This window comes from Polaromonas sp. LjRoot131 (genome assembly GCF_964252805.1).
Classification (GTDB): Bacteria; Pseudomonadota; Gammaproteobacteria; order Burkholderiales; family Burkholderiaceae_C; genus Polaromonas.
This window is the reverse complement of sequence record NZ_CAXUPF020000002.1, coordinates 499614-523097: the sequence shown is the minus strand read 5'-3', so window position 1 is coordinate 523097 and position 23484 is coordinate 499614. Positions and strand designations below refer to the sequence as shown.

Annotated in this window: 19 protein-coding genes; 9 read left to right on the top strand and 10 right to left on the bottom strand. The window is 66.5% G+C overall.

The window, feature by feature from the left end:
• Window positions 1-475: 475 nt before the first annotated feature.
• Window positions 476-3463, bottom strand: a complete 2988-nt coding sequence (locus tag ACSQ27_RS12965; RefSeq protein WP_436155904.1) for an L-glutamate gamma-semialdehyde dehydrogenase — start codon at window positions 3461-3463, stop codon at window positions 476-478.
• A 121-nt stretch (window positions 3464-3584) separates the two neighbouring features.
• On the opposite strand from ACSQ27_RS12965, the gene ACSQ27_RS12960 reads away from it, so the two are divergent.
• The 3 genes from ACSQ27_RS12960 (at window position 3585) to ACSQ27_RS12950 (ending at window position 6066) form a co-directional block, all read left to right on the top strand.
• Window positions 3585-4064 carry an Lrp/AsnC ligand binding domain-containing protein gene (locus tag ACSQ27_RS12960; protein ID WP_411885618.1) on the top strand — a complete coding sequence of 160 codons (480 nt, stop codon included), beginning with the start codon at window positions 3585-3587 and terminating at the stop codon, window positions 4062-4064.
• Window positions 4065-4279: 215 nt separating this feature from the next.
• Complete coding sequence (locus ACSQ27_RS12955) at window positions 4280-5419, top strand: ABC transporter substrate-binding protein (protein ID WP_436155903.1); 1140 nt, start codon at window positions 4280-4282, stop codon at window positions 5417-5419.
• Window positions 5420-5508: 89 nt separating this feature from the next.
• Window positions 5509-6066, top strand: coding sequence for a DUF3617 domain-containing protein (locus ACSQ27_RS12950; RefSeq protein ID WP_436155902.1), 558 nt, complete (start codon window positions 5509-5511; stop codon window positions 6064-6066).
• Between the two features lie 117 nt (window positions 6067-6183).
• Here the strand turns inward: ACSQ27_RS12950 and ACSQ27_RS12945 are convergent, their stop codons facing one another.
• Window positions 6184-6882 (bottom strand): YggS family pyridoxal phosphate-dependent enzyme, encoded by a 699-nt coding sequence (locus ACSQ27_RS12945; RefSeq protein WP_436155901.1) that lies wholly within the window; start codon window positions 6880-6882, stop codon window positions 6184-6186.
• Between the two features lie 48 nt (window positions 6883-6930).
• On the opposite strand from ACSQ27_RS12945, the gene ACSQ27_RS12940 reads away from it, so the two are divergent.
• From ACSQ27_RS12940 to ACSQ27_RS12930, 3 genes are all read left to right on the top strand, one after another.
• Window positions 6931-7974 carry a type IV pilus twitching motility protein PilT gene (locus tag ACSQ27_RS12940; protein WP_436155900.1) on the top strand — a complete coding sequence of 348 codons (1044 nt, stop codon included), beginning with the start codon at window positions 6931-6933 and terminating at the stop codon, window positions 7972-7974.
• A gap of 152 nt (window positions 7975-8126) precedes the next feature.
• Entirely contained in the window at window positions 8127-9263 is a 1137-nt protein-coding gene (locus ACSQ27_RS12935; RefSeq protein WP_436155899.1) for a PilT/PilU family type 4a pilus ATPase, read from the top strand.
• Between the two features lie 73 nt (window positions 9264-9336).
• Entirely contained in the window at window positions 9337-10251 is a 915-nt protein-coding gene (locus ACSQ27_RS12930) for an NAD(P)-dependent oxidoreductase (protein WP_436155898.1), read from the top strand.
• 74 nt (window positions 10252-10325) lie between these two features.
• Here ACSQ27_RS12930 and ACSQ27_RS12925 read toward each other — a convergent pair whose 3' ends face one another.
• Window positions 10326-10988 (bottom strand): BON domain-containing protein, encoded by a 663-nt coding sequence (locus ACSQ27_RS12925; protein WP_436155897.1) that lies wholly within the window; start codon window positions 10986-10988, stop codon window positions 10326-10328.
• Window positions 10985-11584: a phosphoheptose isomerase gene (locus ACSQ27_RS12920; RefSeq protein WP_436155896.1), complete on the bottom strand. Its 600-nt coding sequence runs from the start codon at window positions 11582-11584 to the stop codon at window positions 10985-10987. The genes ACSQ27_RS12925 and ACSQ27_RS12920 overlap by 4 nt, the downstream gene beginning before the upstream one ends.
• A 298-nt stretch (window positions 11585-11882) precedes the next feature.
• On the opposite strand from ACSQ27_RS12920, the gene ACSQ27_RS12915 reads away from it, so the two are divergent.
• Entirely contained in the window at window positions 11883-12200 is a 318-nt protein-coding gene (locus tag ACSQ27_RS12915) for a hypothetical protein (RefSeq protein WP_436155895.1), read from the top strand.
• A gap of 26 nt (window positions 12201-12226) precedes the next feature.
• Here the strand turns inward: ACSQ27_RS12915 and ACSQ27_RS12910 are convergent, their stop codons facing one another.
• Window positions 12227-12682, bottom strand: a complete 456-nt coding sequence (locus tag ACSQ27_RS12910; protein ID WP_436155894.1) for a YraN family protein — start codon at window positions 12680-12682, stop codon at window positions 12227-12229.
• Between the two features lie 50 nt (window positions 12683-12732).
• Here ACSQ27_RS12910 and rsmI point away from each other — a divergent pair, with 50 nt between their 5' ends.
• Window positions 12733-13581, top strand: a complete 849-nt coding sequence (gene rsmI / locus ACSQ27_RS12905; RefSeq protein WP_436156236.1) for a 16S rRNA (cytidine(1402)-2'-O)-methyltransferase — start codon at window positions 12733-12735, stop codon at window positions 13579-13581.
• A complete protein-coding gene (locus ACSQ27_RS12900; protein WP_436155893.1) occupies window positions 13578-14810 on the top strand; it encodes a multidrug effflux MFS transporter in 1233 nt (410 codons plus the stop codon). The genes rsmI and ACSQ27_RS12900 overlap by 4 nt, the downstream gene beginning before the upstream one ends.
• 124 nt (window positions 14811-14934) lie before the next feature.
• On the opposite strand, the gene ACSQ27_RS12895 is transcribed toward ACSQ27_RS12900, so the two are convergent.
• The 5 genes from ACSQ27_RS12895 to ACSQ27_RS12875 form a co-directional block, all read right to left on the bottom strand.
• Complete coding sequence (locus tag ACSQ27_RS12895; RefSeq protein ID WP_436155892.1) at window positions 14935-15414, bottom strand: hypothetical protein; 480 nt, start codon at window positions 15412-15414, stop codon at window positions 14935-14937.
• A 78-nt stretch (window positions 15415-15492) separates the two neighbouring features.
• Window positions 15493-16539 (bottom strand): 3'-5' exonuclease, encoded by a 1047-nt coding sequence (locus ACSQ27_RS12890; RefSeq protein ID WP_436155891.1) that lies wholly within the window; start codon window positions 16537-16539, stop codon window positions 15493-15495.
• Window positions 16540-16924: 385 nt separating this feature from the next.
• Window positions 16925-18691, bottom strand: a complete 1767-nt coding sequence (gene ggt / locus ACSQ27_RS12885) for a gamma-glutamyltransferase (RefSeq protein WP_436155890.1) — start codon at window positions 18689-18691, stop codon at window positions 16925-16927.
• Between the two features lie 39 nt (window positions 18692-18730).
• On the bottom strand, window positions 18731-19591 hold the full coding sequence (locus ACSQ27_RS12880) for a dienelactone hydrolase family protein (protein WP_436155889.1): 861 nt from the start codon (window positions 19589-19591) through the stop codon (window positions 18731-18733).
• Window positions 19578-23480, bottom strand: a complete 3903-nt coding sequence (locus ACSQ27_RS12875) for a beta strand repeat-containing protein (protein ID WP_436155888.1) — start codon at window positions 23478-23480, stop codon at window positions 19578-19580. The genes ACSQ27_RS12880 and ACSQ27_RS12875 overlap by 14 nt, the downstream gene beginning before the upstream one ends.
• Between the last annotated feature and the right edge of the window lie 4 nt (window positions 23481-23484).

Genomic DNA, 23484 nt, shown 5'->3' with positions numbered 1-23484 from the left:
CTACGGCGGGGTCTCGCGCAAACTCGCTTCGCTCAGACAAGCGCGATCCCTGATCCGCCTACGTCTGCGCTCCTCGGCCCAGCCAGGACGGGGCAATCGGGATCGGGGACAGAAGACAAATACCAAAGAACAAACCAAGACAAACAAGGACTCGCCGTGGCGAGTCCTTGTTTCTTCATGTATTCGGTATTCGGCTGTTTGGTATTCCTTCCCCACCCCTTGTGGATGCGCCGAGGAGCGCAGGGCCAGACGGATCAGGGATCGCGTTGTCTGAGCGAAGCGAGTTTAGCGAGACCCCGCCTGAACCGAGCACCGCAGGTTGCCCGTAGCGAAGCGAAGGGACGCAGCAACCAGGGTCGCCTTTTCTTTTGCTTACTTTTCTTTTGGCGAAGCAAAAGAAAAGTGAGTTGCCGCCGGGCTACCCCCGGCCAGCAGAACTAAGAAGAGAGCGCCAAGTCGGAACAAGATCCGACCTTTAAGCCCCTCCAGCCAGGAGAGCAGCATTCCCCCCAGCCGCCGTCGTATTCACCGTCACCGTCTGCTCAGCACAAAACCGATAAAGATAATGCGGCCCACCGGCTTTGGGGCCAGTCCCGGAGAGCCCCTCTCCGCCAAACGGCTGCACCCCCACCACCGCACCAATCATGTTGCGGTTGACGTAGATGTTGCCGACGTGCGCGGCCGCCGCCAGCGCCTGCGCGCGGGAATCGATGCGGGTCTGTATGCCCAGGGTGAGGCCGTAGCCCAGTGCGTTGATCTGCGCGATCACGGCTTGCGGGTCCTTGAGGTCGCCGCTACCCCAGCGCACGACCTGCAGCACCGGGCCGAAGATTTCGTCTTTCACGTCGGCCAGGCTGGGTACCTCAAAGGCCGCGGGCGGGATCAGGTTGGCCAGCGGGCCGGACGCGGCCTGTGGGCGCTGCGCCGGGCTGACCAGCACCTTGGCGCTGGAGTTCAAACGCTGCAAGTGCTTCTGGATATTGTCGAACGCCTCGCGGTCTATCACCGGTCCGACGTCGGTGGCGAGGTCGGCGGTTTCGCCGGCCGCCAGTTCCTGCGCCGCGCCCTTGATCATGTCCATCACGTGGTCGGCGATGCCCTCGTGCACGCACAGCAGGCGCAGTGCCGAGCAGCGCTGGCCGGCGGAGCGGAACGCGCTTTGCACCACCGCGTCGGCGACCTGTTCGGGCAGGGCCGTGCTGTCGACCAGCATGGCGTTGATGCCGCCGGTCTCGGCGATCAGGGGGACGATGGGGCCATCCTTGGCGGCGAGGGCGCGGTTGATGATTTTGGCAACCTGGGTGGAGCCGGTGAACACCACGCCGGCCACCTGGGGCGCTGCCACCAGGGCCGCGCCCACGGTGTCGCCGGGGCCGTGCGCGAGTTGCAGCGCGCCTTCGGGCACACCGGCTTCATGCAGCAGCTTGACGGCCTCCCAGGCCACGCCCGGTGTCTGCTCGGCGGGCTTGGCCAGCACGGTATTGCCGGTGGCCAGCGCGGCCGCGACCTGGCCGGTGAAGATGGCCAGCGGGAAATTCCAGGGGCTGATACAGACCCAGGGGCCGCGCGCCGTGAGGCGCAGCTCGTTGGTCTCGCCGGTCGGGCCCGGCAAGGCCATCGGCTGCATGATGCGCTCGGCCTCGTTGGCGTAGTAACGCAGGAAGTCCACCGCCTCGCGCACCTCCGACACGGCGTCGCCCCAGGTCTTGAAGGCTTCCTTCACCAGCAGCGCGCAGAACTTCGGCATCTGCCGCTCCATCGCATCGGCGGCGCGGCGCAGGACTGCGGCGCGTTCGGCCACGTCCACCTTGCTCCATTGCCGATAGGCGCTGGCGCTCTTCTCCACCAGGCCGCCAGCCTGCCGGGGGTCGAATTCCGGCACCACCGGCACCGGCGTGGAAGCCAGCGCGGCGAGCAGCGGCGCGCGCATGCTTTCAACCGTGAGGTCCAGCCCCAGGCTGTTGGGGCGGCCGGGGCCGTAAAGCGCGGGCGGCAGCGGCAGCGAGGCGTCGGGCTCCAGACGCAGCGGCGAGGTCAGCAGCTCGCCCATGCCGACCGACTCATCGGCGAGCTGGTGCACAAACGAAGAGTTGGCGCCATTCTCGAGCAGGCGGCGCACCAGGTAGGCCAGCAAGTCGCGGTGCGCGCCCACGGGGGCGTAGACGCGGCAGCTGATCAGCGGGTTCTTGAGCACCTCGCGGAACACGCCCTCGCCCATGCCGTGCAGGCGCTGCAGCTCAAAGGGTACCGCGTTGCGCGAGGCCATTTGCAAAATCGCGGCGATGGTCGCGGCGTTGTGGCCGGCGAACTGCGGGTAGATCGCATCGGGCGCGGCCAGCAGGGCCTGCGCGCAGGCCAGGTAAGACACGTCGGTGTGGTGCTTGTGCGTGAACACCGGGTAATGCGGCAGGCCCATCTCCTGCGCGCGCTTGATTTCCGAATCCCAGTAGGCGCCCTTGACCAGCCGGCACATCAGGCGCAGCTTGTACTTGCGGGCGATGGCGGCGATGTGGGCAATCAGATCGAGTGCGCGCGTCTGGTAGGCCTGCATGGCCAGGCCGAAGCCCTGCCACTGCGGATGATGTTTCGCGACCAAGGCGGCCAATGCTTCAAACACATCGAGAGACAGCTCCAGCCGGTCGACTTCCTCGGCATCAATCGTGAGGTTGATGTTGGCCCGGGCCGACAGCTCGCACAGGCCCCAGACGCGGGGTACCAGCTCGGCCATCACGCGTTCGCGCTGGGCGTCTTCGTAGCGCGGGTGCAGCGCGCTGAGCTTGATGGAGATGCCGTCGTTCTTTTCCGTGGCGTCTGCGGCATTCGCGCCGGCGGCGATGGCCTGGATGGCGTTGGTGTAGCTGGCCAGGTAGCGCAGCGCATCGGCGTCGGTGCGCGCGCCCTCACCCAGCATGTCGTAGCTGAAGCGCAGATTCGGGATTTTTTTGCGGCTGTCGTCGGCCTCGGCCATCGCGTCGCCAATCGTCTGGCCCAGCACGAACTGGCGGCCCAGCAGCTGCACGGCGCGCAGGGTGGCGGCCACGACGGTGCGCGCGCCCAGCTTGCTCATGAGATTGGGCTGGCCGCCTTCGGGCAAGAACATCTTGGACATCGCGATGGCGGAGGCCGACAGGCGGGCCATCACGCCGTCGCCGGCGCCGTCGAAATCCGCGCGCCCCAGCTGGTCGGCCGTGAGCGCAATCGCCGTTTCGGCATCGGGCACGCGCAGCAGGGCCTCGGCCAGACGCATCAGGGCCAGGCCCTCGGCGCTGGAGATCGGGTATTCCTTGAGCAGGCTTTCCATGGCCCAGAAAGGCGGCGGGTTGTCGCGCACGGCCTGCACCCAGGGCTGGGCTGACAGCGCCGCCGCCGCCCAGTCCAGCGCGCCGGCCAGGCCGCGCAGCTGGCTGGCCACGATGTCGGCTTCAGGGCGGTAGGGGAAGGGCAGGCGCGGGGAAGCGGACATCGGGAGCTCCATGGAGGATTTGACGGTTTGGGGCACTTATTCAGTGGACACAGAGATGTTCCATTGAATAATGCCGAATTTCCCGCTAAATTTCCGCATATAACCGAATAATTCACTAGCCATGTTTGAAGCCTCGCCGGAAATTGACCGCATTGACCTCAAAATCCTGAATGTTCTGCAGCAGGACGGCCGGATCTCCAACCTCAAGCTGGCCGAGAGCGTGGCCCTGTCGCCGACCGCCGTGCTGGCCCGCGTGCAGCGCCTGAGCCGCGACGGCTACATCCTGGGCTATGAGGCGCTGCTCAACCCGCTCAAGCTGGGCGCCGGCATGATGGTGTTTGTGGAAGTGCTGCTGGACCGCACCACGCCCAATGTCTTCGAGGCCTTCAAGGCGGCGGTGCAGGTACACCACGAAATCACCGAATGCCACATGGTGGCCGGCGGCTTCGACTACCTCCTCAAGACCCGCATGGCCGACATGGCGGCCTACCGCTCCTTTGCCGGCACCGTGCTGTGGCAGCTGCCGGGCGTGCGCGAAACCCGTACCTATGCGGTGATGGAAGAAGTCAAGAACACCACCCGCCTGGCGCTGGGCGTGTGATCCCCTGGATAAGGCCGTCCACGTTTTTGCCCCTTTTGCCCCTTTTGCCGCTTTTTCAGGCCTTTTTCACGTTTTCCAGCCCCAAACCCCCTCGGCGAGGGCTAACCGGGTTGCCAAGCGGCCCACCTTGGCATACCTTGCGACCTAAGAAGCGGATTGCATAAGACAAGCCGCAGCCAGACAACATCGGCCATTGCGCCCGGAGGGTCCTCCAGATGAACGTCAAGCCATGGTTCTCATGCAGCGCAATGCTGCTGGCCTTTTCCGTCTTTTCCGCCCAGGCAGCGGAAACCGGCGTCACGGACGCGGAAATACAGGTCGGGCAGTTCGCCGCCCAGACCGGCCCCGCGGCCGAACTGGGCAAACGCATGCAGCTGGGTATATTGGCCCACTTCAATGCGGTCAATGCTGCGGGCGGCATCAGCGGACGGACGCTCAAACTGGTTTCGCGCGATGACGGCTACGAACCCGAGAAAGCCGCCGCGGCCGTCAAGGCGCTGATCGAGGAAGACAAGGTGTTCGCGCTGATCGGCTCGGTCGGAACGCCGACCACGCTGGCGGCGGTGCCGGCGATCAACGCCGCAGGCATCCCGCTGATCGGCCCCTTCACCGGCGCGCAGGCCCTGCGCGAGCCCTTCAACCGCAACCTCTTCCATGTGCGCGCCAGTTACTTTGACGAAACCGAGCGCATCGTGCAGCACCTGAGCACCGTCGGCATCACCAAGATCGCCATCTTCTACCAGAACGACTCCTACGGCAAAGCCGGGCTGGAGGGCGTGATGCGGGCCCTGACCAAACGCAACCTCAAGCCGGCGGCCAGCGTCACCGTCGAGCGCAACAGCGTGGACGTGGCCGCGCCGCTGGCGGAAATCCTCAAGGCCGCGCCCGAAGCCGTGATCCAGATCAGCGCCTACAAATCCTGCGCGGCCCTGATCAAGCAGGCCAGGGCCAAGGCCTACGGCGGCCAGTTCTTCAACGTGAGTTTTGTCGGCTCCAAGGCGCTGGCCGAGGAACTGGGCGATGCCGGGGCCGGCGTGACGATTTCGCAGGTCGTGCCCTTCCCCTACACGCCGTCGTCGGCCGTCGTGCGCGAATACCAGCAACGCATGATGGAAGCCGGCCACAAGGATTTTGATTTCTCGAGCATGGAGGGTTTCCTCGCGGCCAAGGTGTTCACCGAAGGCCTGCGCCGCGCCGGCAAGAACCTGACCCGCGAGAGCCTGATGACGGCGCTCGAATCCATACGCGACCACAACATCGGCGGCTTCACCGTGAACTACGGGCCCAAGAGCCACGAGGGTTCGCGCTTCACCGACCTGACCATCATCGGGCGCGGCGGGAAGTTCATGCGCTGACCCGGCAAGGCCGGGCTTGCCAAGCCGCGGCCGCTGGCAATAATGCGAACTGCTTCCGTTTTTGCACTTCAACAACAACAGGGATGTCCATGAAATTCACCACGCCTCTCCTGGCCGCCGCCGCGCTGGCCTTCGCCGCCGGCGCCGCCGCGCAAACCACCAAGCCCGGCTTGTGGGAAATCACCAACAAAATGCAGTCGAGCTCCGGCGAAATGGAAAAAGCCATGGCCAACATGGAAAAGCAGATGGCCGGCATGTCGCCCGAGCAGCGCAAGCAGATGCAGGACATGATGGCCAAGCAGGGCATGTCCATGGCGCCGGGCAGCGGCGGCGGCATGAGCATGAAGATGTGCATCACCAAGGAGATGGCCGAGCGCAATGAGTTGCCGCAGCAGCAGCAAGGCGACTGCAAGACCACCCGGTCGCCGCGCAGCGGCAACACCATGAAGTTCTCCTATGCCTGCGCCCAGCCGCCCTCCAGCGGCGAAGGCGAGATGACCTTCTCGGGCGACACCGCCTACACCATGAAGATGAACACGACGACCAGCGTCAAGGGCAAACCCGAGAAGATGACCATGAACGCCTCGGGCAAATGGCTCTCAGCCGATTGCGGCGCCATCAAACCCCTCGCTCCTCCTAAGAAATAGAAGCCTCAGAGGCAGGCATATCTTCACCAGCAGGGGCCGCGGAACCGGCTTTGCCGGGCCGCAGGCGCAGCGGCCCCTCGGGGGCAGGGAGCTACGCGAAGTGAGCGACCGTGGGGCTCACCTATTGCCGAAGATCGCGGTACCCACTCGCACCATGGTGCTGCCAGCGTGAATCGCCGCCTCCAGGTCCGCAGTCATGCCCAATGACAGGGTATCCATAGGTACGGGCAAGGCACCGGAGGCGTTGACCGCATCAAAAACAGCCTTGGTCCTGGCGTGCAACTCGCAGGCAGCATCAAAATCAGCGGCCGGCTCGGGAATGGCCATCAGGCCGCGCAGGACAAGGCGCGGCAGTTGCGCGACTTCCCGCGCCAGGGCCAGGACGTCGTCCGGCGCCAGGCCCGACTTGTTGGCGCCGCCGTCGATGTTGACCTGCAGGCAGATCTGCAGCGGCGGCAGGCCGGCGGGCCGCTGCTCGCTCAGGCGCTGGGCGATCTTGAGCCGGTCGACCGACTGCACCCAGTCAAAGTGCTCCGCGACCAGGCGGGTTTTATTGCTTTGCACCGGGCCTATGCAGTGCCACTCCAGGGGCTCGCCGGGCCGGCCGCGCAGCGCCAGGATCTTCTCAACGCCTTCGGCGATGTAGTTTTCGCCGAAGGCACGCTGCCCGTCCGAAGCGGCGTCGGCCACGGCCTCCGCGCCAAAGGTCTTGGACACGGCCAGCAGACGTACGGTGGCCGGGTTCCGCCCGGCGGCGACGCAGGCCGTGGTGATACGGTCACGGACTAGCTGGAGATTGCGCACAATCGTGGTCATAATCGAACTGTAAACTTAGTTTGAAAACCAATTTCAAAGGGCCCCGGGATGGATATCACGCAGTTGCTGGCTTTTAGCGTCAAGAACAAGGCGTCTGACTTGCACTTATCGGCTGGCCTGCCGCCCATGATCCGGGTTCACGGCGACGTGCGGCGCATCAACATCGATCCGCTGGACCACAAGCAGGTGCATGCCATGGTGTACGACATCATGAACGACACCCAGCGCAAGACCTACGAAGAATTCCTCGAGGTCGACTTTTCCTTTGAAATCGACGGCCTGGCCCGCTTCCGGGTGAATGCCTTCAACCAGAACCGCGGCGCCGGCGCCGTGCTGCGGACCATCCCGTCCAAGATCCTGACACTGGAGCAGCTCAACGCACCCAAGATTTTCGGCGACCTGGCCATGAAGCCGCGCGGCATGGTGCTGGTCACCGGCCCCACCGGCTCGGGCAAGTCCACCACGCTGGCGGCCATGGTCAACTTTTTGAACGAAAACGAGTATGGCCACATCCTCACCGTGGAAGACCCGATCGAGTTCGTGCACGAGTCCAAAAAATGCCTGATCAACCAGCGCGAAGTCGGCCCGCACACCCTGAGCTTCAACGCCGCGCTGAAATCCGCGCTGCGCGAAGACCCGGACGCCATCCTGGTGGGTGAAATGCGCGACCTGGAAACCATTCGCCTGGCCATGTCGGCCGCTGAAACCGGCCACCTGGTCTTCGGCACGCTGCACACCTCCAGCGCCGCCAAGACGATCGACCGGATCATCGACGTGTTCCCGGCCGAGGAAAAGGAAATGATCCGCTCCATGCTGTCGGAGTCGCTGCAGGCGGTGATCTCGCAGACGCTGTGCAAGACCAAGGACGGCGCGGGCCGCGTGGCGGCGCACGAGATCATGCTGGGCACCAGCGCCATCCGCAATTTGATCCGCGAAGCCAAGGTCGCGCAGATGTATTCGTCCATCCAGACCGGCAACAGCGTGGGCATGCAGACGCTGGACCAGAACCTGACGGACCTGGTCAAGCGCAATGTCATCTCCGCCGCCGAAGCACGCGGCAAAGCAAAGATCCCGGAAAACTTCCCAGGCTAGAACCATGCGCGACACTCGCAGTACAAGCCTGTCCAAGGCAAGCAGGGGCCGCGGAACCGGCTTTGCCGGGCCGCAGGCGCAGCGGCCCCTTCGGGGGGCAGCGCAGTACGCGAAGCGACAAGCGTGGGGGCATCATTTTTTAGGAGTCGTTCATGGAACGCGACCAGGCCAGTAAATTCATCAACGACCTGCTGAAACTCATGGTCAGCCGCAACGGCAGCGACCTGTTCATCACGGGCGATTTCCCGCCGGCCATGAAAGTGGACGGCAAGGTGACCAAGGTGTCGCCGCAACCGCTCAACGCCGGCCACACGCTGGCGCTGGCGCGTTCCATCATGAACGACAAGCAGGCGGCGGAGTTTGAGCGCACCAAGGAATGCAACTTCGCGATCTCGCCGCCCGGCGTCGGCCGTTTTCGCGTGAACGCCTTCATCCAGCAGGGCAAGGTCGGCATGGTGATGCGGACCATCCCGGCCGTGCTGCCCACCATTGACGGGCTGGGCGTGCCCCAGGTGCTCAAGGAAGTGGTGATGAGCAAGCGCGGCCTGACCATCCTGGTCGGCGCCACCGGCTCCGGCAAATCGACCACGCTGGCCGCCATGGTGGACTGGCGCAACGAGCAGTCCTACGGCCACATCATCACGATTGAAGACCCGGTGGAGTTTGTCCACGCGCACAAAAACTGCGTGATCACGCAGCGCGAAGTGGGCCTGGACACCGACAGCTGGGAAGCGGCGCTGAAAAACACGCTGCGCCAGGCGCCGGACGTGATCCTGATGGGCGAGATCCGCGACCGCGAAACCATGGAGCACGCCATCGCCTTCGCCGAAACCGGCCACCTGTGCTTGGCCACGCTGCACGCCAACAGTGCCAACCAGGCGCTGGACCGCGTGATCAACTTCTTCCCCGAAGAACGCCGCACCCAGCTGCTGATGGACTTGTCGCTCAACCTGAAAGCCATGATCTCGCAACGACTGGTGCCCAAGCAGGACGGCAAAGGCCGTTTCGCCGCGGTCGAGGTCATGCTCAACTCGCCGCTGATCTCCGACCTGATCTTCAAGGGCGAAGTCTCCGAGATCAAGGAGATCATGAAGAAAAGCCGCAACCTGGGCATGCAGACCTTCGACCAGGCGCTGTACGACGCCTTCGAAAGCCACTTCATCACCTACGAAGACGCCCTGCGCAATGCCGATTCGGTGAACGACCTGCGCCTGCAGATCAAACTCAACTCGACGCGCGCCAAGTCGTCCGACCTGGCGGCCGGCACCGAAAACTTCGCCATCGTTTAAGTCCGGGCAGCCTGCCGGCTTCGTGCCGGCGGCTCCCGTTCGTCCTTCCCATTCCTCTTTCAGGCAGCTCCCCATGTCCAGCACCACCGCCAAAACCTACGAATCTTCCACTCCCCGCCAGGTCGCCTTCCTGGGCCTGGGCGTCATGGGCTACCCCATGGCCGGGCACCTGGCGCTGGCCGGCCACAGCGTCACGGTCTACAACCGCAGCCCCGCCAAGGCCGCCGCCTGGGTCGCCGAATATGCCGCCACGGCCAAGCCGGCGCACGCCGCCCTGCCGCGCCTGGCGGTGGCCGGCGCCGACATCGTGTTCTGCTGCGTCGGCAATGACGACGACCTGCGCGCCGTCACGCTGGGCGCGGACGGCGCCTTCGCCGGCATGAAGCCGGGCGCGATTTTTGTCGACCACACCACGGCCTCGGCCGACGTGGCGCGCGAACTCTACGCGGCCGCCGCCAAGCTCGGCCTGCAATTCATCGATGCCCCGGTGTCGGGCGGCCAGGCCGGCGCGCAGAACGGCGCGCTCACCGTGATGTGCGGCGGCGACGCCGCGGCCTTCGATGCCGTGAAACCCGCCGGCATGGCGTTTTCCAAGGCCTTCACGCTGATGGGCGCCAGCGGCGCAGGCCAGCTCACCAAGATGGTCAACCAGATCTGCATCGCCGGCCTGGTGCAGGGCCTGAGCGAGGCGGTCGCCTTCGGCCAGAAGGCCGGGCTGGACGTGAACCAGGTGCTGGACGTGATCGGCAAGGGCGCGGCGCAAAGCTGGCAGCTCGACAACCGCGGCAAGACCATGGTCGCCGACAAGTTCGACTTCGGCTTCGCCGTCGACTGGATGCGCAAGGACCTGGGCCTGGTGCTGGACGAGGCCAAGCGCAACGGCGCCCGCCTGCCCGTCACCGCCCTCGTCGACCAGTTCTATGCCGACGTGCAGGCCATGGGCGGCCAGCGCTGGGATACGTCCAGTTTGATCAAACGCCTCAAGTAGCGCGGGGGATTTTCCCCCCAAAAAAAAGCGGCTGCACCGGATGAACCGGTGCGGCCGCTTTGCTTTGCCTTGCTTCAGCTGCCTGCGGGCTTGGTGCTTTGAGCCGGGGCCGGAGCAGGTTTGGCCGGCAGCATGCGCGCCAGTTCTTCCTCGCTGATGACCTCAAAAATCCGGACAACCTTCTGCACACCGGGCGTTGAGCGCACCACCTCGGTGGCGCGATCGGCCTCGCGTTGCGTGACGCGGCCCATCAGGTAGGTCGTGCCGCGCTCCGTGATCACCTTGAAGGCGTTGGAGGACAGGTCGCGCGCATCGACCAGCATGGCCTTGACGCGGCCGGTGACCAGGACGTCGGAAGAGCGCTGCGTCAGGGTCGCGTTGCCCATGACGGCCAGTTCGTTGACCACCGAGCTCACGTTTTCCACGCGCGCGACGATCTGCTCGACCAGCTGCTTGTCCTGCGCGGTCGGCACTTCGCCCGTGAGCAGCACCTGCCGGTTGTAGCTCGTCAGGTTGACGTGCACGCGCTCGCCGACATTGCTGCGGATGCGGCTGGTGGCGCGCAATTCGATGCCCTCGTCTTCCAGCTGCGCGCCGGAAGTGCGGCGGTCGGTCGCCACCAGCGCGCCGCCCGCGACGCCGCCCACGACCAGCGGGAAGCAGGCCGTCAGGCTGCCGCCCAGCAGGGTTGCGGCCGTGATGGCCAAAGTCAGCCGTTTAAACCGGACAAATTTCATACAGAGGTCTCCTGGTCGCCAAGTAACTGGGTGTCCACGCCATCGCAGATGCAATGGAGGACGAGAAGGTGCACTTCCTGGATACGCGCGGTCCGCTCATGCGGAACGCAGACATGCACATCGGTTTCACGCAGGGCGTGGGTGATCTTGCCGCCGCCCCGGCCCGTCAGGGCCACCACGGTCATCTCGCGCTCGTGGGCGGCTTCGATGGCGGCCAGCACGTTGGCCGAGTTGCCGCTGGTGCTCATGGCCAGCAGGACGTCGCCGGCACCGCCGAGCGCGCGCACCTGCTTGGAAAAAATCACCGAAAAATCGTAGTCGTTGGCGATCGCCGTGATGATGGAGCTGTCCGTCGTCAGGGCGATCGCGCCCAGCTCGGGCCTTTCGCGTTCATAGCGGCCGACGAACTCGGCCGCGAAATGCTGGGCGTCGGCGGCCGATCCGCCATTGCCGCAGGCCAGCACCTTGCCGCCGCTGGTGACGCTGGCCAGGATGGCCTGGACCGCCGCCGCGATCGGTTTGGACAGGACCTGGGCGGCCTGGTACTTGAGGTCGGCGCTGTCGATGAATTGCTGTTCTATGCGTTGTTCAAGCATGGGCCAATGATAGCGGGTCATGCCGGCCCTTCGCGCCCCGGCCTGCTTGCGCGCCTTTTCGCGACAGGCAGCGGCCAGCCTCCTTCGCAATCTTTATAGAATCAGAGGCTTTGCGCAACGGCAGGCCCCCCGCTCCGACCGCGAACATGGCTTGAATGACGGGGCTTGAAAAACCGGAACTAGTTACCGGAACTATGCCCGGTTCATTCTGAAAACTTCGCCCGCGACGGCAGCGCCGGGGAAGATTGCGCCATCATCGATACACCCAGTTACTAAAAGAGCGAAGTCCACGCACCCCATGAGCAGTCCCGTTTTTGATCCCGAGGTCGCCAGGAACGCAGCCGCCGCCTTCATGCGCGCGACGGCCGCGAGATGGCCGTCCCCGAGCGTGGAGCTGCAGGACCGCGACACCTTCATGCTGATACGCGTGGACGTGCCGCCCTCGGACAGCCTCGACATCGACGTGTCGGTCCGGCAGTCCATCGCGCTCGCGCTCAACGAAGCCGTTCCCATGCATTTCACGCAGACCTTCGGCCACTGGATCGTGGCCTTCCTGCGCGACAACAAGATGTTCGAGACCGTCCACCCGAGCGAATTCCAGGCCCTGACGAAGTAGCCGGCCGCGCGCCGGCAAGCCCTCATTCACGAAGCATCAAACGCCGCCGGCAGCCACTCGATGGCGGCGGCCGTTTTGTCGCCCAGCGCGCCGTTGACCAGCACCACGTCAAAACGGCAGGGCGGCGGGCTGGCGAAACGCATCAGGTAGTGGCGCGCCGCCAGCACGATGCGCTGCCGCTTGGCGGCGCTGATGCTGGCCGCCGCCCCGCCGTGCAAAGCATCCGCGCGCTGGCGCACTTCCACAAACACCAGCGTGCCGTCGGGCGCGCGCATCACCAGGTCGATCTCGCCGCCGCCGCGGCCGGGCGTGCGGTAATTGGCCTCCACGAAGCGCAGGCCGGCCCGTAGCAGGCAGGCGCGCGCGGCGGATTCCGCGGCATCGCCGCGCGACTTGGTGGTAACCTGCCCGGGCAAGGGACGCGCGTCGGCAACCGCGGCCGCCGGCGGCACCTTGGAAACCTGTTTTCTGGAAAACCACATTGAACGCTTCTTTCGAACTGGCACTGGATGCGGCGCGCGCCGCGGCGGGCATGCAGCATTATCCGGAAAGCGCGCTGTACGTCGTGGCCACGCCCATCGGCAACCTGGCCGACATCAGCCTGCGCGCGCTGCAGGTGCTGCAGCTGGTCGACGCCATTGCCTGCGAGGACAAGCGCCACTCCCAGCCCCTGCTGCGCCAGTACGGCATCGACAAGCCGCTGCTCGCGGTGCATGAACACAACGAAGCGCAGGCCGCCGGCCTGGTGATTGAACGCCTGCAGCGCGGTGAGCGCGTGGCCTACGTCAGCGACGCCGGCACGCCGGCCGTGAGCGATCCCGGCGCGCGCCTGGTCGCCGCGGTGCGCGCGGCCGGTCTGGCCGTCATGCCCCTGCCCGGCGCCAGCAGCGTCACCACGGTGCTCAGCGTGGCCGGCCTCGGCAGCCCGGGCGGTGAAACCGGATTTGTCTTTGCCGGCTTCCTGCCGAGCAAGGCCGGCGAGCGCGACCAGGCCATCGCCGATTTGCAAACCGACAGGCGGGCCATCGTGATCCTCGAGGCGCCGCACCGCATCGAGGCGCTGGCGCGCGCCATGGCCGTGCTGGGGGAGCGCCTCGTCACCGTGGGGCGCGAGCTGACCAAGCAGTTCGAGGAAATCGCGACGGTGCCGGCGCAGGGCTTCGCGGCCTGGCTGGCCGCCGGGCCGCAGCGCACACGCGGCGAATTCGCCCTGGTGCTGCACCCCTCTTCCGCGCCCGAGAGCGCCGAGGACGGCACGCGCGTGCTGCAGCTGCTGTTGGCCGAACTGCCGCTCAAGACCGCCGTGAAACTGGCCGCCGACATCACCGGCGTGGGCCGCAACGAACTCTACGAAACCGCCCTTAAACTCAAAAACGCATGAACCCCAACGCCGACCAGCTTTGGCGCGCCCCGCGCTGGACACTCGCCGCCCTGCTGGCCATCCTCGGCATGCTGGGGCCGTTTTCCATCGACACCTACATCCCGGCGTTCTCCGGCATCGCGCGTTCGCTGGGCGCCACGCCGGTGGAGATGCAGCAGACGCTGTCGGCCTACCTGTTCGGTTTTGCCTTCATGAACCTGTTTCACGGCGCGCTGGCCGACAGCTTCGGCCGCCGGCCGGTGGTGCTCTGGGGCATCGCGCTGTTCACGCTGGCCTCGGCGGGCTGCGCGCTGTCGCAAAGCATAGGCCAGCTGGTTTTCTTCCGCGCCGTGCAGGGTTTGTCGACGGGCGCCGGCATCGTGGTCTCGCGCGCCGTGATCCGCGACATGTACCCGCCGGCCCAGGCCCAGCAGGTCATGAGCCAGGTCACGATTTATTTCGGCGTGGCGCCCGCGCTGGCGCCCATCGTGGGCGGCTGGCTGTTTGTGCACCTGGGCTGGCACAGCATCTTCTGGTTCCTCACGGGCGTGGGCGTGGTGCTCTGGACGACCAACTTCCGCTTCCTGCCCGAAACATTGCCGCCGCTGGACCGCCAGCCCTTCGAAGTCCGGCATTTGATGCGCGGCTATTGGCAGCTGGGCTCCAGCCCGCGCTTCCTGTTGCTGGCGCTGGCCAGCGGCGTGCCCTTCAACGGCATGTTTTTGTACGTGCTGTCGGCGCCGGCCTTCCTCGGCGAGCACCTGTCGCTGCAGCCCACCGAGTTCTTCTGGTTTTTTGTCCTGACCATCTCCGGCATCATGTCCGGCGCCTGGCTCAGCGGCCGCCTGGCCGGCAAGATCGCGCCCAAGCAGCAGATACGCCACGGTTTTGTGGTCATGCTGGTGACCTCGGTGCTCAACCTCGCGGCCAACCTGGTCTTCACGCCGCATGCCTCATGGGCGCTGTTCCCGATCGCGGTGTTCGCCTTCGGCTGGGCGCTGATGGTGCCTGTCGTCACCCTGCTGGTGCTGGACCTTTACCCCGAGCGGCGCGGCATGGCGTCGTCGCTGCAGGCCTTTATCGGTTCGACCGCCAACGGCATCGTGGCCGGTATCGTCGCGCCGCTGGTGATGCATTCCACCCCCGCGCTGGCCGCGGTGTCGCTGGGCATGATGTGCATAGGCCTGGTGGCCTGGATGTATTTGCACCATCGCTGGCCGGAGATAGGCCGGCTTGCGTCGCGGGATTGATTCTTGCCCCTTCTCCCTTTGGGAGAAGGTTGGGATGAGGGCTTGCGGCGCTGGTGTTTCGCCGCGTTTGTTTTGAGGCCGCTGGCCCTTACCCTAGCCCTCTCCCAGGGGAAGAGGGGATAAGTCAGCGGTCGTTCACCCTGATCGGGAACTCCATGCCCTGGCCGACACGCTGCACCACGTTGCCCGCATCCAGGTAGACAAAGAAGAACATGTCCTGGACACCGTCGCGCCAGCGGTAGGTCATGATGTCGCCCGGCCAGGAGATCACACCGTCGACCTTCGCGGGACGCCCGAACTCGCGCTCCACGTCCGCGCGCGTCCATTTGCCGACTTCGATCCTGGAGAAGTCCTGGATGTTCAGGACCTGCCTGCTACTGACCACTTTGCCCGCGGCATCGAGGTCGACCATGATGGCCCACTGGCCCGCCGGCTGGGCGGAGTATTGCAGGCGTGTGCCCGAGGCCAGCGGCACCGTGCGTGTCGGCGTGCCGTAGCTGGCGATGACCTGCTCGCGCGACATGCCGGGCTGTACGCTGGTGGCACAGCCCGCGGCCAGGAGCGCGGCCAGCACCGCGCCGGAAACAGTTTTAACGATATTCATGAGGGGAACTCCTGGGATTCATCCATAAGGCCGTCAGACACCGCCTGCGCGGGATTGTTCCCGGCAGGGGCCGGCGGGCTAGCCGTTCAGCTGCGCCCAGCCGGGCGTGCCCGCGCGGCCCGAGTAGCGGCTGGCGGCGTCGTAACGCTCCCACGCCAGGCGCGCGGCACGCCCGCCGTAGACCTCCTGCTGCAGCCATTCACATTCGGCCTGCAGCGCGGCGTCCCCGCCCAGCCGCGTGTGCCAGACCTTGGCGGTGCTGTCCCAGCGGTAGCCGCGGTTTTTGAGAGCGTCCTTGGCCGCGAAAGACGCGCCGGTGGCCTGCAGGCGGTAGCTCGGCAGGCGGGACGCCGAGAGAAGGTGCGCCAGCCCGTTGACACCCAGGCCCGGTAGCCCGGCCAGCAAGACCTTGAGCAGGGCGTGGCAGTCCATCTCCGCGCGGTGCGCATCGTAAAACCAGCCCAGCTCGGAGGCCAGGTAGCTGAGCTTGGCCGAGCTGTGGCCTGCCGCCGTCCAGTCGATGTCGGCGAAGGAGCAGGCCCAGTTCAGGCCCTGCGCCTGGGGGACCAGGCCTTCCACGAAGGGGCGGTCAAAACCAGCGTTGTGCGCGATGACCAGGTCCACGCCCTCCAGCAGGCTGGCGACGCGCGCCATGTCCAGTTGCTGGCCCGCCAGCATCTCGTCGGTGATGCCGGTGATCTCGCGCGCGATTTTCGGCACCGGCATGCCCGGGTCGCGCAGCCCGTCGTAGACCTGCACCGGCCCCGTCGCGAGCCCGGTCTGGGTGTCGACCTGAATGCGCAGCAGCGCCAGCTCCATGATCTGGTCGCGCGAGGCGTCGAGCCCGGTGGTTTCGGTATCGAGGATCACGACATGGGCCACGGGCCCCAGCGGCGCGCCGGGAAACTCCATGGCCGGCACCAGGCGCCTGAGCACGCGATAGTCGGCGTGCCGTTCCAGCGCCAGGGCCATGGCCTCCGGGCTGTCGCCGGTCGTGGCGGAGGGCGCCGCGGGTGCCGGGGGCGCAGGCTTGGGCGCCTTGGGCTTGCGCAGCTTGGCGGCCTCGGCGGCCATCGCCAGCATGCCCTCGTCAAAACCGAAACCCAGTTGCCCGCTCGTCGTCATGCGCGCGCAGAGGCCTGAAACCTCTCAGAGTGGATACCGTCTTGCATGCTTGCTCCTGGGTTTGCTTGAAATAAAGCACGCTATCTTCGCAGATAGCCAACCCAGGCTAAGAACCTGTTTACGATCTAAGTGGGGTCACGCAAGCCCCTTCTCGGGATGGGATGCAAGGCGCGGTGCGACGCCCATAGTTCATCTATGGGCTAGCGCCGCAACGCCGCAGACCGCCCGAGAAGGCGCTTGCCCTTCGGGTTGGGGTGAAATCGGGCGATTGAGCCACCCGGACCCTTGCATGGGCATAAGCCCATGCGGCGTGCCCGGTCGGCCCACTCATCCCGATTGCACCCCAACGTGACCCCACTTAGATCGTAAACAGGTTCTAAACGCCTTATTCCCCCAGCACAAAACCCTCGCGGCGCGGATCGGCGCCGCCGACCAGGCCTTGGGGCGTTACCACAATGCCCTGCAGGCCGCTGGTGAACTCGATGGCCTGCACCTCGTGGCCCAGCGCCTTCAAGGGACCGGACAGCTTTTCAAGCTCGCTGCCCAGCTCGACCTCGGTGGCGCGGTTGCGGCTGCCCATGTTCGGCAATGAAATCGCCTGTTGCACGTCCAGGCCCCAGTCCAGCACGCCCACCAGTGTCTTGGTGACGTAGTTGATGATGGCGCTGCCGCCGGGCGAGCCCACCGTCATCTTGAGCTTGCCGTCGGCGTCGAACACCAGCGTGGGCGACATGGTGCTGCGCGGGCGCTTGCCGCCTTCGATGCGGTTGGCCACCGGCAAGCCGTTTTCTTCGGGCGCGAGCGCGAAGTCCGTCATCTGGTTGTTCAGCAAAAATCCGCGCACCATGATGTGGCTGCCGAACACCGCTTCAATCGTCGTCGTCATGGACACCGCGTTGCCGGCGGGGTCGATCACCGAGATATGGCTGGTCGCCGGGATCTCCGATTCCTCATCGGGCGCCCAGGCCAGCTTGACGCCGGCCGGCACGCCGGGCGCGGCGCGCTTCATGCTCACGTCAGGGCGTATCAGTGCGCTGCGGCTCTTGAGGTATTCGGGCGAGACCAGCGCCGTCGCCGGCACGTTCACAAAATCGGGATCACCCACGTAGTAGTCGCGGTCGGCATAGGCCAGGCGGCCGGCTTCGGAAAACAGGTGCACGGCCTCGGTGGAATTGGGCCGCACGCCGGACATCGGGAAACGCTCCAGCGCACCCAGCATGGCCAGCACCGCGATGCCGCCCGACGAAGGCGGTGGCATGCCGCAGACCTTGTAGGCGCGGTAGGCGCCGCACAGCACCGCGCGTTCGCGCGCCTGGTAGCCGGCGATGTCCTGCAGCGTCATGCCGCCAGGCTGGGCCTGGCCATTCACGGCGGCCGAGATGTCGCGGGCGATCTCGCCTTTGTAAAAAGCATCCGGGCCTTCCTTGGCGACGCGCCTGAGCACCGCCGCGAAGTCGGGGTTCTTCAGCGTGGCGCCGACCGCCAGCGGCTCGCCGGCCGCGTCGTAAAAATAGGCGCGCGCATTCGCATTGGCGCGCAAGGTCTTGTCGAGCTTGATCACGGTGTGCAGGCGCTCAGACACCGCGAAGCCATTTTCGGCCAGGCGTATCGTGGGCTCAAACAGTTTTGCCCAGGGCAGCTTGCCGTGCTTCTGGTGCGCGAGTTCCATCACGCGCAGCAGGCCGGGCACGCCGACGGACTTGCCGGAATTGATGGCCTCCCTGAGCGGCAGGGGCTTGCCCTTGGCGTCGAGGAAACGGTCGCCTTTGGCCGAGGCCGGCGCTTTTTCGCGGCCGTCATAGGCGTTGAGCGCCTTCTGGCCCGCGTCGTAGCTCACGATGAAGGCGCCGCCGCCTATGCCCGAGGATTGCGGTTCGGTCAGATTCAGCATGACGGCGGCGGCGATGGCCGCATCCACCGCGCTGCCGCCGGCCTTGAGCATTTCCTGGCCCGCGCGCGTCGCGTGCGGGTTGGCCGTGGCGATCATGAATTTTTTGGCCGTGACAGCCTTCTTCTCGGTGTAGCCCGAGGAAGGCTCGGGCGCGACGTCCTGGGCCGGCACCGGTTGCAGCTGCGCGTGCACCGCCGCCTGTGACATAAAAAAAACAAAGCCCAGCTGCGCCAAAACGCGGGCTCGTGTGTGTAAACGCATGGTCTTTCCTTGTGAGTTTTTGGGAATAAAGGCGCCCGCTCAGTGAGCCGGCAGGTGTCTGGCGAAAAATTCGCGGATCCTCGCGTGGGCGGCGACACGCGCGGCCGGGTTGCCGCCCACGTGCACCGGCTTGCCGCTGCGCACCACGTCTTCACGCAGCTTGACGGCGCTGAGTTCGTCAAAGCCGTGGTAGGCCTCGGGGTAGACCTCGATGTCCACGGGTTGCCCGCGTTCCTTGCTGCGTTCGGCCAGCTTCTGGCAGTAGCGGGCCGGTGTCCAGTCGTCGAGCTCGCCGGCCAGGATGAGCAGCGGCGCATACGCCACATAGTCGGGCCTGGCCGCCAGCGTCGAAGCGCAGCCGGGGTACATGGCGATCGCCGCGGCAAAACCCGGCGCACCCTGCTGCTTTACCGGCAACTCGGCATTCATCACCTGCACGGCCGCCGTGCCACCGTGCGAAAAGCCGATGGCGCCTATCCTGCCCGCCACCACGTCGGCACGCGTGTTGAGGTATTCGATCGCGCCGTAGGCGTCCAGCCAGCGCTGCTCTTCCTGGATGGAACGGGCCTTGGGCGTGACCGTGCAGATCTGCCTTTCGCCGCGCGGGTTGAAGCTGTCGACCAGCAAGACGCCGTAGCCCATGCCGTTGAGCAGTTTTGCGGTGTCGCGAAAACGCTGGGTGATGGCGCCGCTTTTGCCCAGGGCGCCGGCGCAGCCATGGAACATCACCAGCGCGACAAAGCGGCCCGGGTCCGCCGGCTTGTAGAGGTAGCCGTCCAGCACCAGCCGTTCCGTGCCCTGCCAGCGGTCCAGGCTGGGGAACTGCACTTTTTCCTGCGCGAGGCAGGGCAAGGCCAGCGCCGCCAGCGCGGCCAGTTGCCATGCCTTAACGCGGCGCATCAAAGCCCTCCACCTTCAGCAGATTCGGTTCTTCGCCGCGCAAGGCCTGTGTGTTCTCGCTGGACTCATGGTCGGCCGCCGACCCGGGGGCTTGGTCATGCGTGGAGGCGACGATGGCGGCCTGCTGGCGCAGCGCATCGCTGGAGCGCACCGGCAGCACCACGGGCGCGGGGAAGGACGGCGGCCGCAGGTCGATCGCACCCGAAAGCGCGTTGCCCACACGCACCGAGGAGAAGCCGGCGACCTGGCCGATTTCCGTGCCGTCCCAGTTGAGCTGCCCGGTCGCGCCGTCGCCCATGCCTATAGTGGTACCCGGCGTCAGCTGCTCGAGGGTGAGCACACCGCCGGCGCTGGCTATGCGCACCGAACCGGTGCCGGTGGAAGTCGGCGAGCTGTCGTAGCTGTCGGTCTTGAAAGTAATGTTGCCGGCGCCGCGCGCTTCAATCGTCGCCATGTCGGTGCTGGGCCGGATGGCAATGCCGGTTCCCGAGTCCGCCGCGATGCCGGACAGCGTGATGTTGCCGGTCTGCGTGAGCCAGCTGTTTTTGCCGCTGGCCATGTTGATGCCGTCGCCGCCGCCCGTCGCCGTGCCGGTGGCCGACAGGTCGCCGCCCACGCTGCGGACCGTGTTGGTGCCGCCGGCCGCCAGCGAGATGCCGTTGCCCGATCCGACTGCCTTGCCGGCCAGCACGAGCGATCCGTTGCCGGTCGATTCAATCAGGTTGGTGCTCGAGCCCAGTGCCAGCGCGCTGCTGGTGCCGGCCGATTGCGCATTGACGGTCAGTGCGCCGTCCGCGGTGCGCAAGGTGTTGTTGCCGCTGGTGCCCATGCCCAAGCCCGAACCGGCGCCGGTGGCGGCCGATTGCGCGTTGACGCTGAGGCTGCCCTGGCCGCCCGCCTGGACCAGGTTGGTGCCGGTGGCCATGGAGATGCCGACGCCGCGCGTGCTGTTGCCGCTCAGGCTGATGTTCCCGCCCTGCGACAGCACGGAGTTGTTCAGCGAACCGAAGGTGATGCCGTCGCCGCCGTTGCCGCTGGTGCCCGACAGGGACAGATTGCCGCCGGCGGTCTTGACCTGGTTGGTGCCGCCGGCCAGCGAGATGCCATTGCCCGAGCCCGTGGCCGTGCCGGCCAGCGCCACCTGCCCGGCACCGGTCGCTTCCAGCGTGTTGCTGCCCGAGCCCAGCGCCAGCGCGCTGCTGGTGCCGGCCGACGAGGCGTTGACGGCCAGCAGGCCGTCAACCGTGCGGACGGTGTTGGTGCCGCCGCTGCCCATGGTCAGGCCCGAGCCGGAGCCGGCGTTGCTGGACTGCACGTTGAGCGTGACGTTGCCGCTGCCGCCCGCCTCGACCAGGTTGTTGCCCGAGCCCATCAGCAGGGCGCTGCCGCCGGTGTTGCCGGCCGTGAGCGTGATGCCGCCCGCGCCTGTGGTGAGGATTTTGCTGCCCCCGGTCAGCGCGATGCCTTGCGTCGCACCCGCGCCCGTGCCCGACACCGAGATGTTGCCGCCGCCGGAGCTCAGCGTCGCAAGGTTCATCGTGACCGGGCGATTCGCCGTGAGCGTGATGTTGCCCGCGCCCGTGGACTCGACCTTGGCCTGGGCCGCGCCATCGCCCAGCACGATGGCGCTGCCTGTACCCGTGGCCGTGCCGCTGATGGCGATGTTGCCGCCCGCCGTGCGCATCAGGTTGGTGCCGGTGATCATGGACACGGCGTTGCCCGAGCCGCTGGAGCTGCCGGTCAATGCCAGGCTGCCGCTGCCGGTGGCTTGCAGCGTGTTGGTGCCCGAGCCTATGGCCAGCGCGCTGCTGGAGCCTGTCGATTTGGCGTTGATGCTGAGCACACCGTCCGCGACGCGGATCGTGTTGTTGCCGCTGGAGCCCATGGTCATGCCCAGCGCGTTGCCGGTGGACTCGGCGCTGATCGTGATGTTGCCCGTGCCCGTCGACTGGATGATGTTGGTGCCGCTGTTCATGCCGAAAGCCGTGGCGTCGGCGTTGCGGGCATTCAGGGTGATGTGGCCGCTGGTGCTCTGGATGGTGTTGGCGCTGGTGCCCATGGAGAAGGCCTGGCCCGTCGCACCCTTGGCGTTGATCAGGATGTTGCCGGCGCCGCTGCTCAGCAGGCTGCCGCCGCCCACCATGCGAAAGCCTATGGTGGTCACGCCGCCGCCCGTGGCGTAACCCGTCGTGGGATCGGGGCCGCCGCCTATGGTGATGTTGCCGCCGTTGCTCACGATCTGCGCGCCCGAACCCAGGGACACCGAACCGACGGCCGAGCCGCCGGCGGAGGCCGAGTTCAGCACCACATTGAGTTTGGCCGTGCCGGAGGTGATGTTGGCATTGACGTTGATGTCGCGGTTCGCCAGCAGGGTCAGGGTGCGGTCGGTGCCGCCGTTGTAGGCGATGGCGCTGCTGACCGTGATGTCGCCCAGAGAGGCGCCGGCGCTGGCCGTGCTCACCGTCACATTGGCCGTGCCCAGCTGGTTGACCAGCGTGGTGGTGTTGAGGATGGACGAGGCGCCCGAACCGGTGAAGGTGTTGCTGCCGTTCCAGGTCGCGGTGTTGCCGCCCGTCGAGATCGTGATGTTGGTCGGGTCCAGCAGCAGCGAGCCCGCGCCGCCGTGGGCCGCCGTGAGGTCGGCCGTGCCCGCGTAGTCGAGGAAGTTGACGCCCGACACTTCGGCATTGCCGCCCTGGCCGCTCGCGGCGCCGCCTTTGGCGCTGATGCTGCCGTAGTAGCGCGTGCTCTCGTCGGACCAGGCCACCACCTTGCCGCCATTGCCGGTGCTCACCGCATCGGCCTTGATCTGCGCGTCGGCATCGATAAATGTTGCGCGGGCGCGCTGCTCACTGCCCGAGCCCTGCCAGTTGCCGCCCAGCAGCACGGTGCCGCCGCCGGCATCACCCGAGGCATCGACCCGCGCGCCGGCAAACAGCCCGACCTTGTCGCCCAGCACCTTGACGGTGCCGCCGGTCTGGCCGGCACCGTAGCCCGAGGCGTCCAGCGTGCCGCTGACGGCGACGACGCCAGTGTCGCCGCCTTCGAGGCGTATCACGCCGTTGCGGTTGCTGAGGCTTCTGGCCTGCACCGTGCCGCTGTTGTTGAGCACGGTGGCCAATGGGTCGCCGCCGGCACGCGTGGCCAGCACGACCAGCCCGCCGTCGGCCTGGATGGTGCCGCTGTTGGACGCCAGCGCCGCCAGCGCGGCACCGTCCACCTGCAAGTTGAGCAGGCCGTCGCCGTGCAGGTCCAGCGTGACGGCACTGCCCGCGCCCAGGGCCACGGTGCCGCGCTGCGCGCTGATCGTTCCCTCATTGGCGACCTGGGGACCTATCAAGGCGATGTAACCGCCTTCGCTCGCCGTGAGCGTGCCCTGGTTGAGCACCTGCCCGGCGGCGCCGGCACCCTGGGTGAAGCGCATGTTGCCCGCGGCGAAGTCGGCATTCGAAATGTCCAGCGTGCTGGCCACCAGCCCGCCGACGTTGATGCTGGAGCCGGGCGCGAACAGCACGCCCGCGGCATTGACCAGGAACACCTGGCCGTTGGCATTGAGCTGGCCGTAGATGCGCGAGGGATCGTTCGACATCACGCGGTTCAGCGCGATGGAGGCGCGCGAGGGCTGCACGAAATTCACCTTCGCCGCCGAGCCGATGTTGAAGGTATCCCACTGCGCCGTCAGCTTGTCACTGAGCTGGTTGACGGTCAGCACATTGCCCGAGGCGGCGATGCTGCCCGAACCGCCGACCACCTGGCCGTTGGTGGGCAAGGCATTGCCCGGCAGCGCGTCGGCGAAAACCCGCCCCGCCTGCAGCGCCAGCACGGCCAGCATGACGGCGTTCAACAGAGGGCGGAAGGAGCGGGAGGAACGGCGGTGGAGGGGATGCATGCGT

Excerpts from the sequence above, each read along its gene's own strand:
- ACSQ27_RS12965 (WP_436155904.1), bottom strand. The coding sequence starts at position 3,463 with ATGTCCGCTTCCCCGCGCCTGCCCTTCCCCTACCGCCCTGAAGCCGAC.
- ACSQ27_RS12960 (WP_411885618.1), top strand. The coding sequence starts at position 3,585 with ATGTTTGAAGCCTCGCCGGAAATTGACCGCATTGACCTCAAAATCCTG.
- ACSQ27_RS12955 (WP_436155903.1), top strand. The coding sequence starts at position 4,280 with ATGAACGTCAAGCCATGGTTCTCATGCAGCGCAATGCTGCTGGCCTTT.
- ACSQ27_RS12950 (WP_436155902.1), top strand. The coding sequence starts at position 5,509 with ATGAAATTCACCACGCCTCTCCTGGCCGCCGCCGCGCTGGCCTTCGCC.
- ACSQ27_RS12945 (WP_436155901.1), bottom strand. The coding sequence starts at position 6,882 with ATGACCACGATTGTGCGCAATCTCCAGCTAGTCCGTGACCGTATCACC.
- ACSQ27_RS12940 (WP_436155900.1), top strand. The coding sequence starts at position 6,931 with ATGGATATCACGCAGTTGCTGGCTTTTAGCGTCAAGAACAAGGCGTCT.
- ACSQ27_RS12935 (WP_436155899.1), top strand. The coding sequence starts at position 8,127 with ATGGAACGCGACCAGGCCAGTAAATTCATCAACGACCTGCTGAAACTC.
- ACSQ27_RS12930 (WP_436155898.1), top strand. The coding sequence starts at position 9,337 with ATGTCCAGCACCACCGCCAAAACCTACGAATCTTCCACTCCCCGCCAG.
- ACSQ27_RS12925 (WP_436155897.1), bottom strand. The coding sequence starts at position 10,988 with ATGAAATTTGTCCGGTTTAAACGGCTGACTTTGGCCATCACGGCCGCA.
- ACSQ27_RS12920 (WP_436155896.1), bottom strand. The coding sequence starts at position 11,584 with ATGCTTGAACAACGCATAGAACAGCAATTCATCGACAGCGCCGACCTC.
- ACSQ27_RS12915 (WP_436155895.1), top strand. The coding sequence starts at position 11,883 with ATGAGCAGTCCCGTTTTTGATCCCGAGGTCGCCAGGAACGCAGCCGCC.
- ACSQ27_RS12910 (WP_436155894.1), bottom strand. The coding sequence starts at position 12,682 with ATGTGGTTTTCCAGAAAACAGGTTTCCAAGGTGCCGCCGGCGGCCGCG.
- rsmI (WP_436156236.1), top strand. The coding sequence starts at position 12,733 with ATGCAGCATTATCCGGAAAGCGCGCTGTACGTCGTGGCCACGCCCATC.
- ACSQ27_RS12900 (WP_436155893.1), top strand. The coding sequence starts at position 13,578 with ATGAACCCCAACGCCGACCAGCTTTGGCGCGCCCCGCGCTGGACACTC.
- ACSQ27_RS12895 (WP_436155892.1), bottom strand. The coding sequence starts at position 15,414 with ATGAATATCGTTAAAACTGTTTCCGGCGCGGTGCTGGCCGCGCTCCTG.
- ACSQ27_RS12890 (WP_436155891.1), bottom strand. The coding sequence starts at position 16,539 with ATGACGACGAGCGGGCAACTGGGTTTCGGTTTTGACGAGGGCATGCTG.
- ggt (WP_436155890.1), bottom strand. The coding sequence starts at position 18,691 with ATGCGTTTACACACACGAGCCCGCGTTTTGGCGCAGCTGGGCTTTGTT.
- ACSQ27_RS12880 (WP_436155889.1), bottom strand. The coding sequence starts at position 19,591 with ATGCGCCGCGTTAAGGCATGGCAACTGGCCGCGCTGGCGGCGCTGGCC.
- ACSQ27_RS12875 (WP_436155888.1), bottom strand. The coding sequence starts at position 23,480 with ATGCATCCCCTCCACCGCCGTTCCTCCCGCTCCTTCCGCCCTCTGTTG.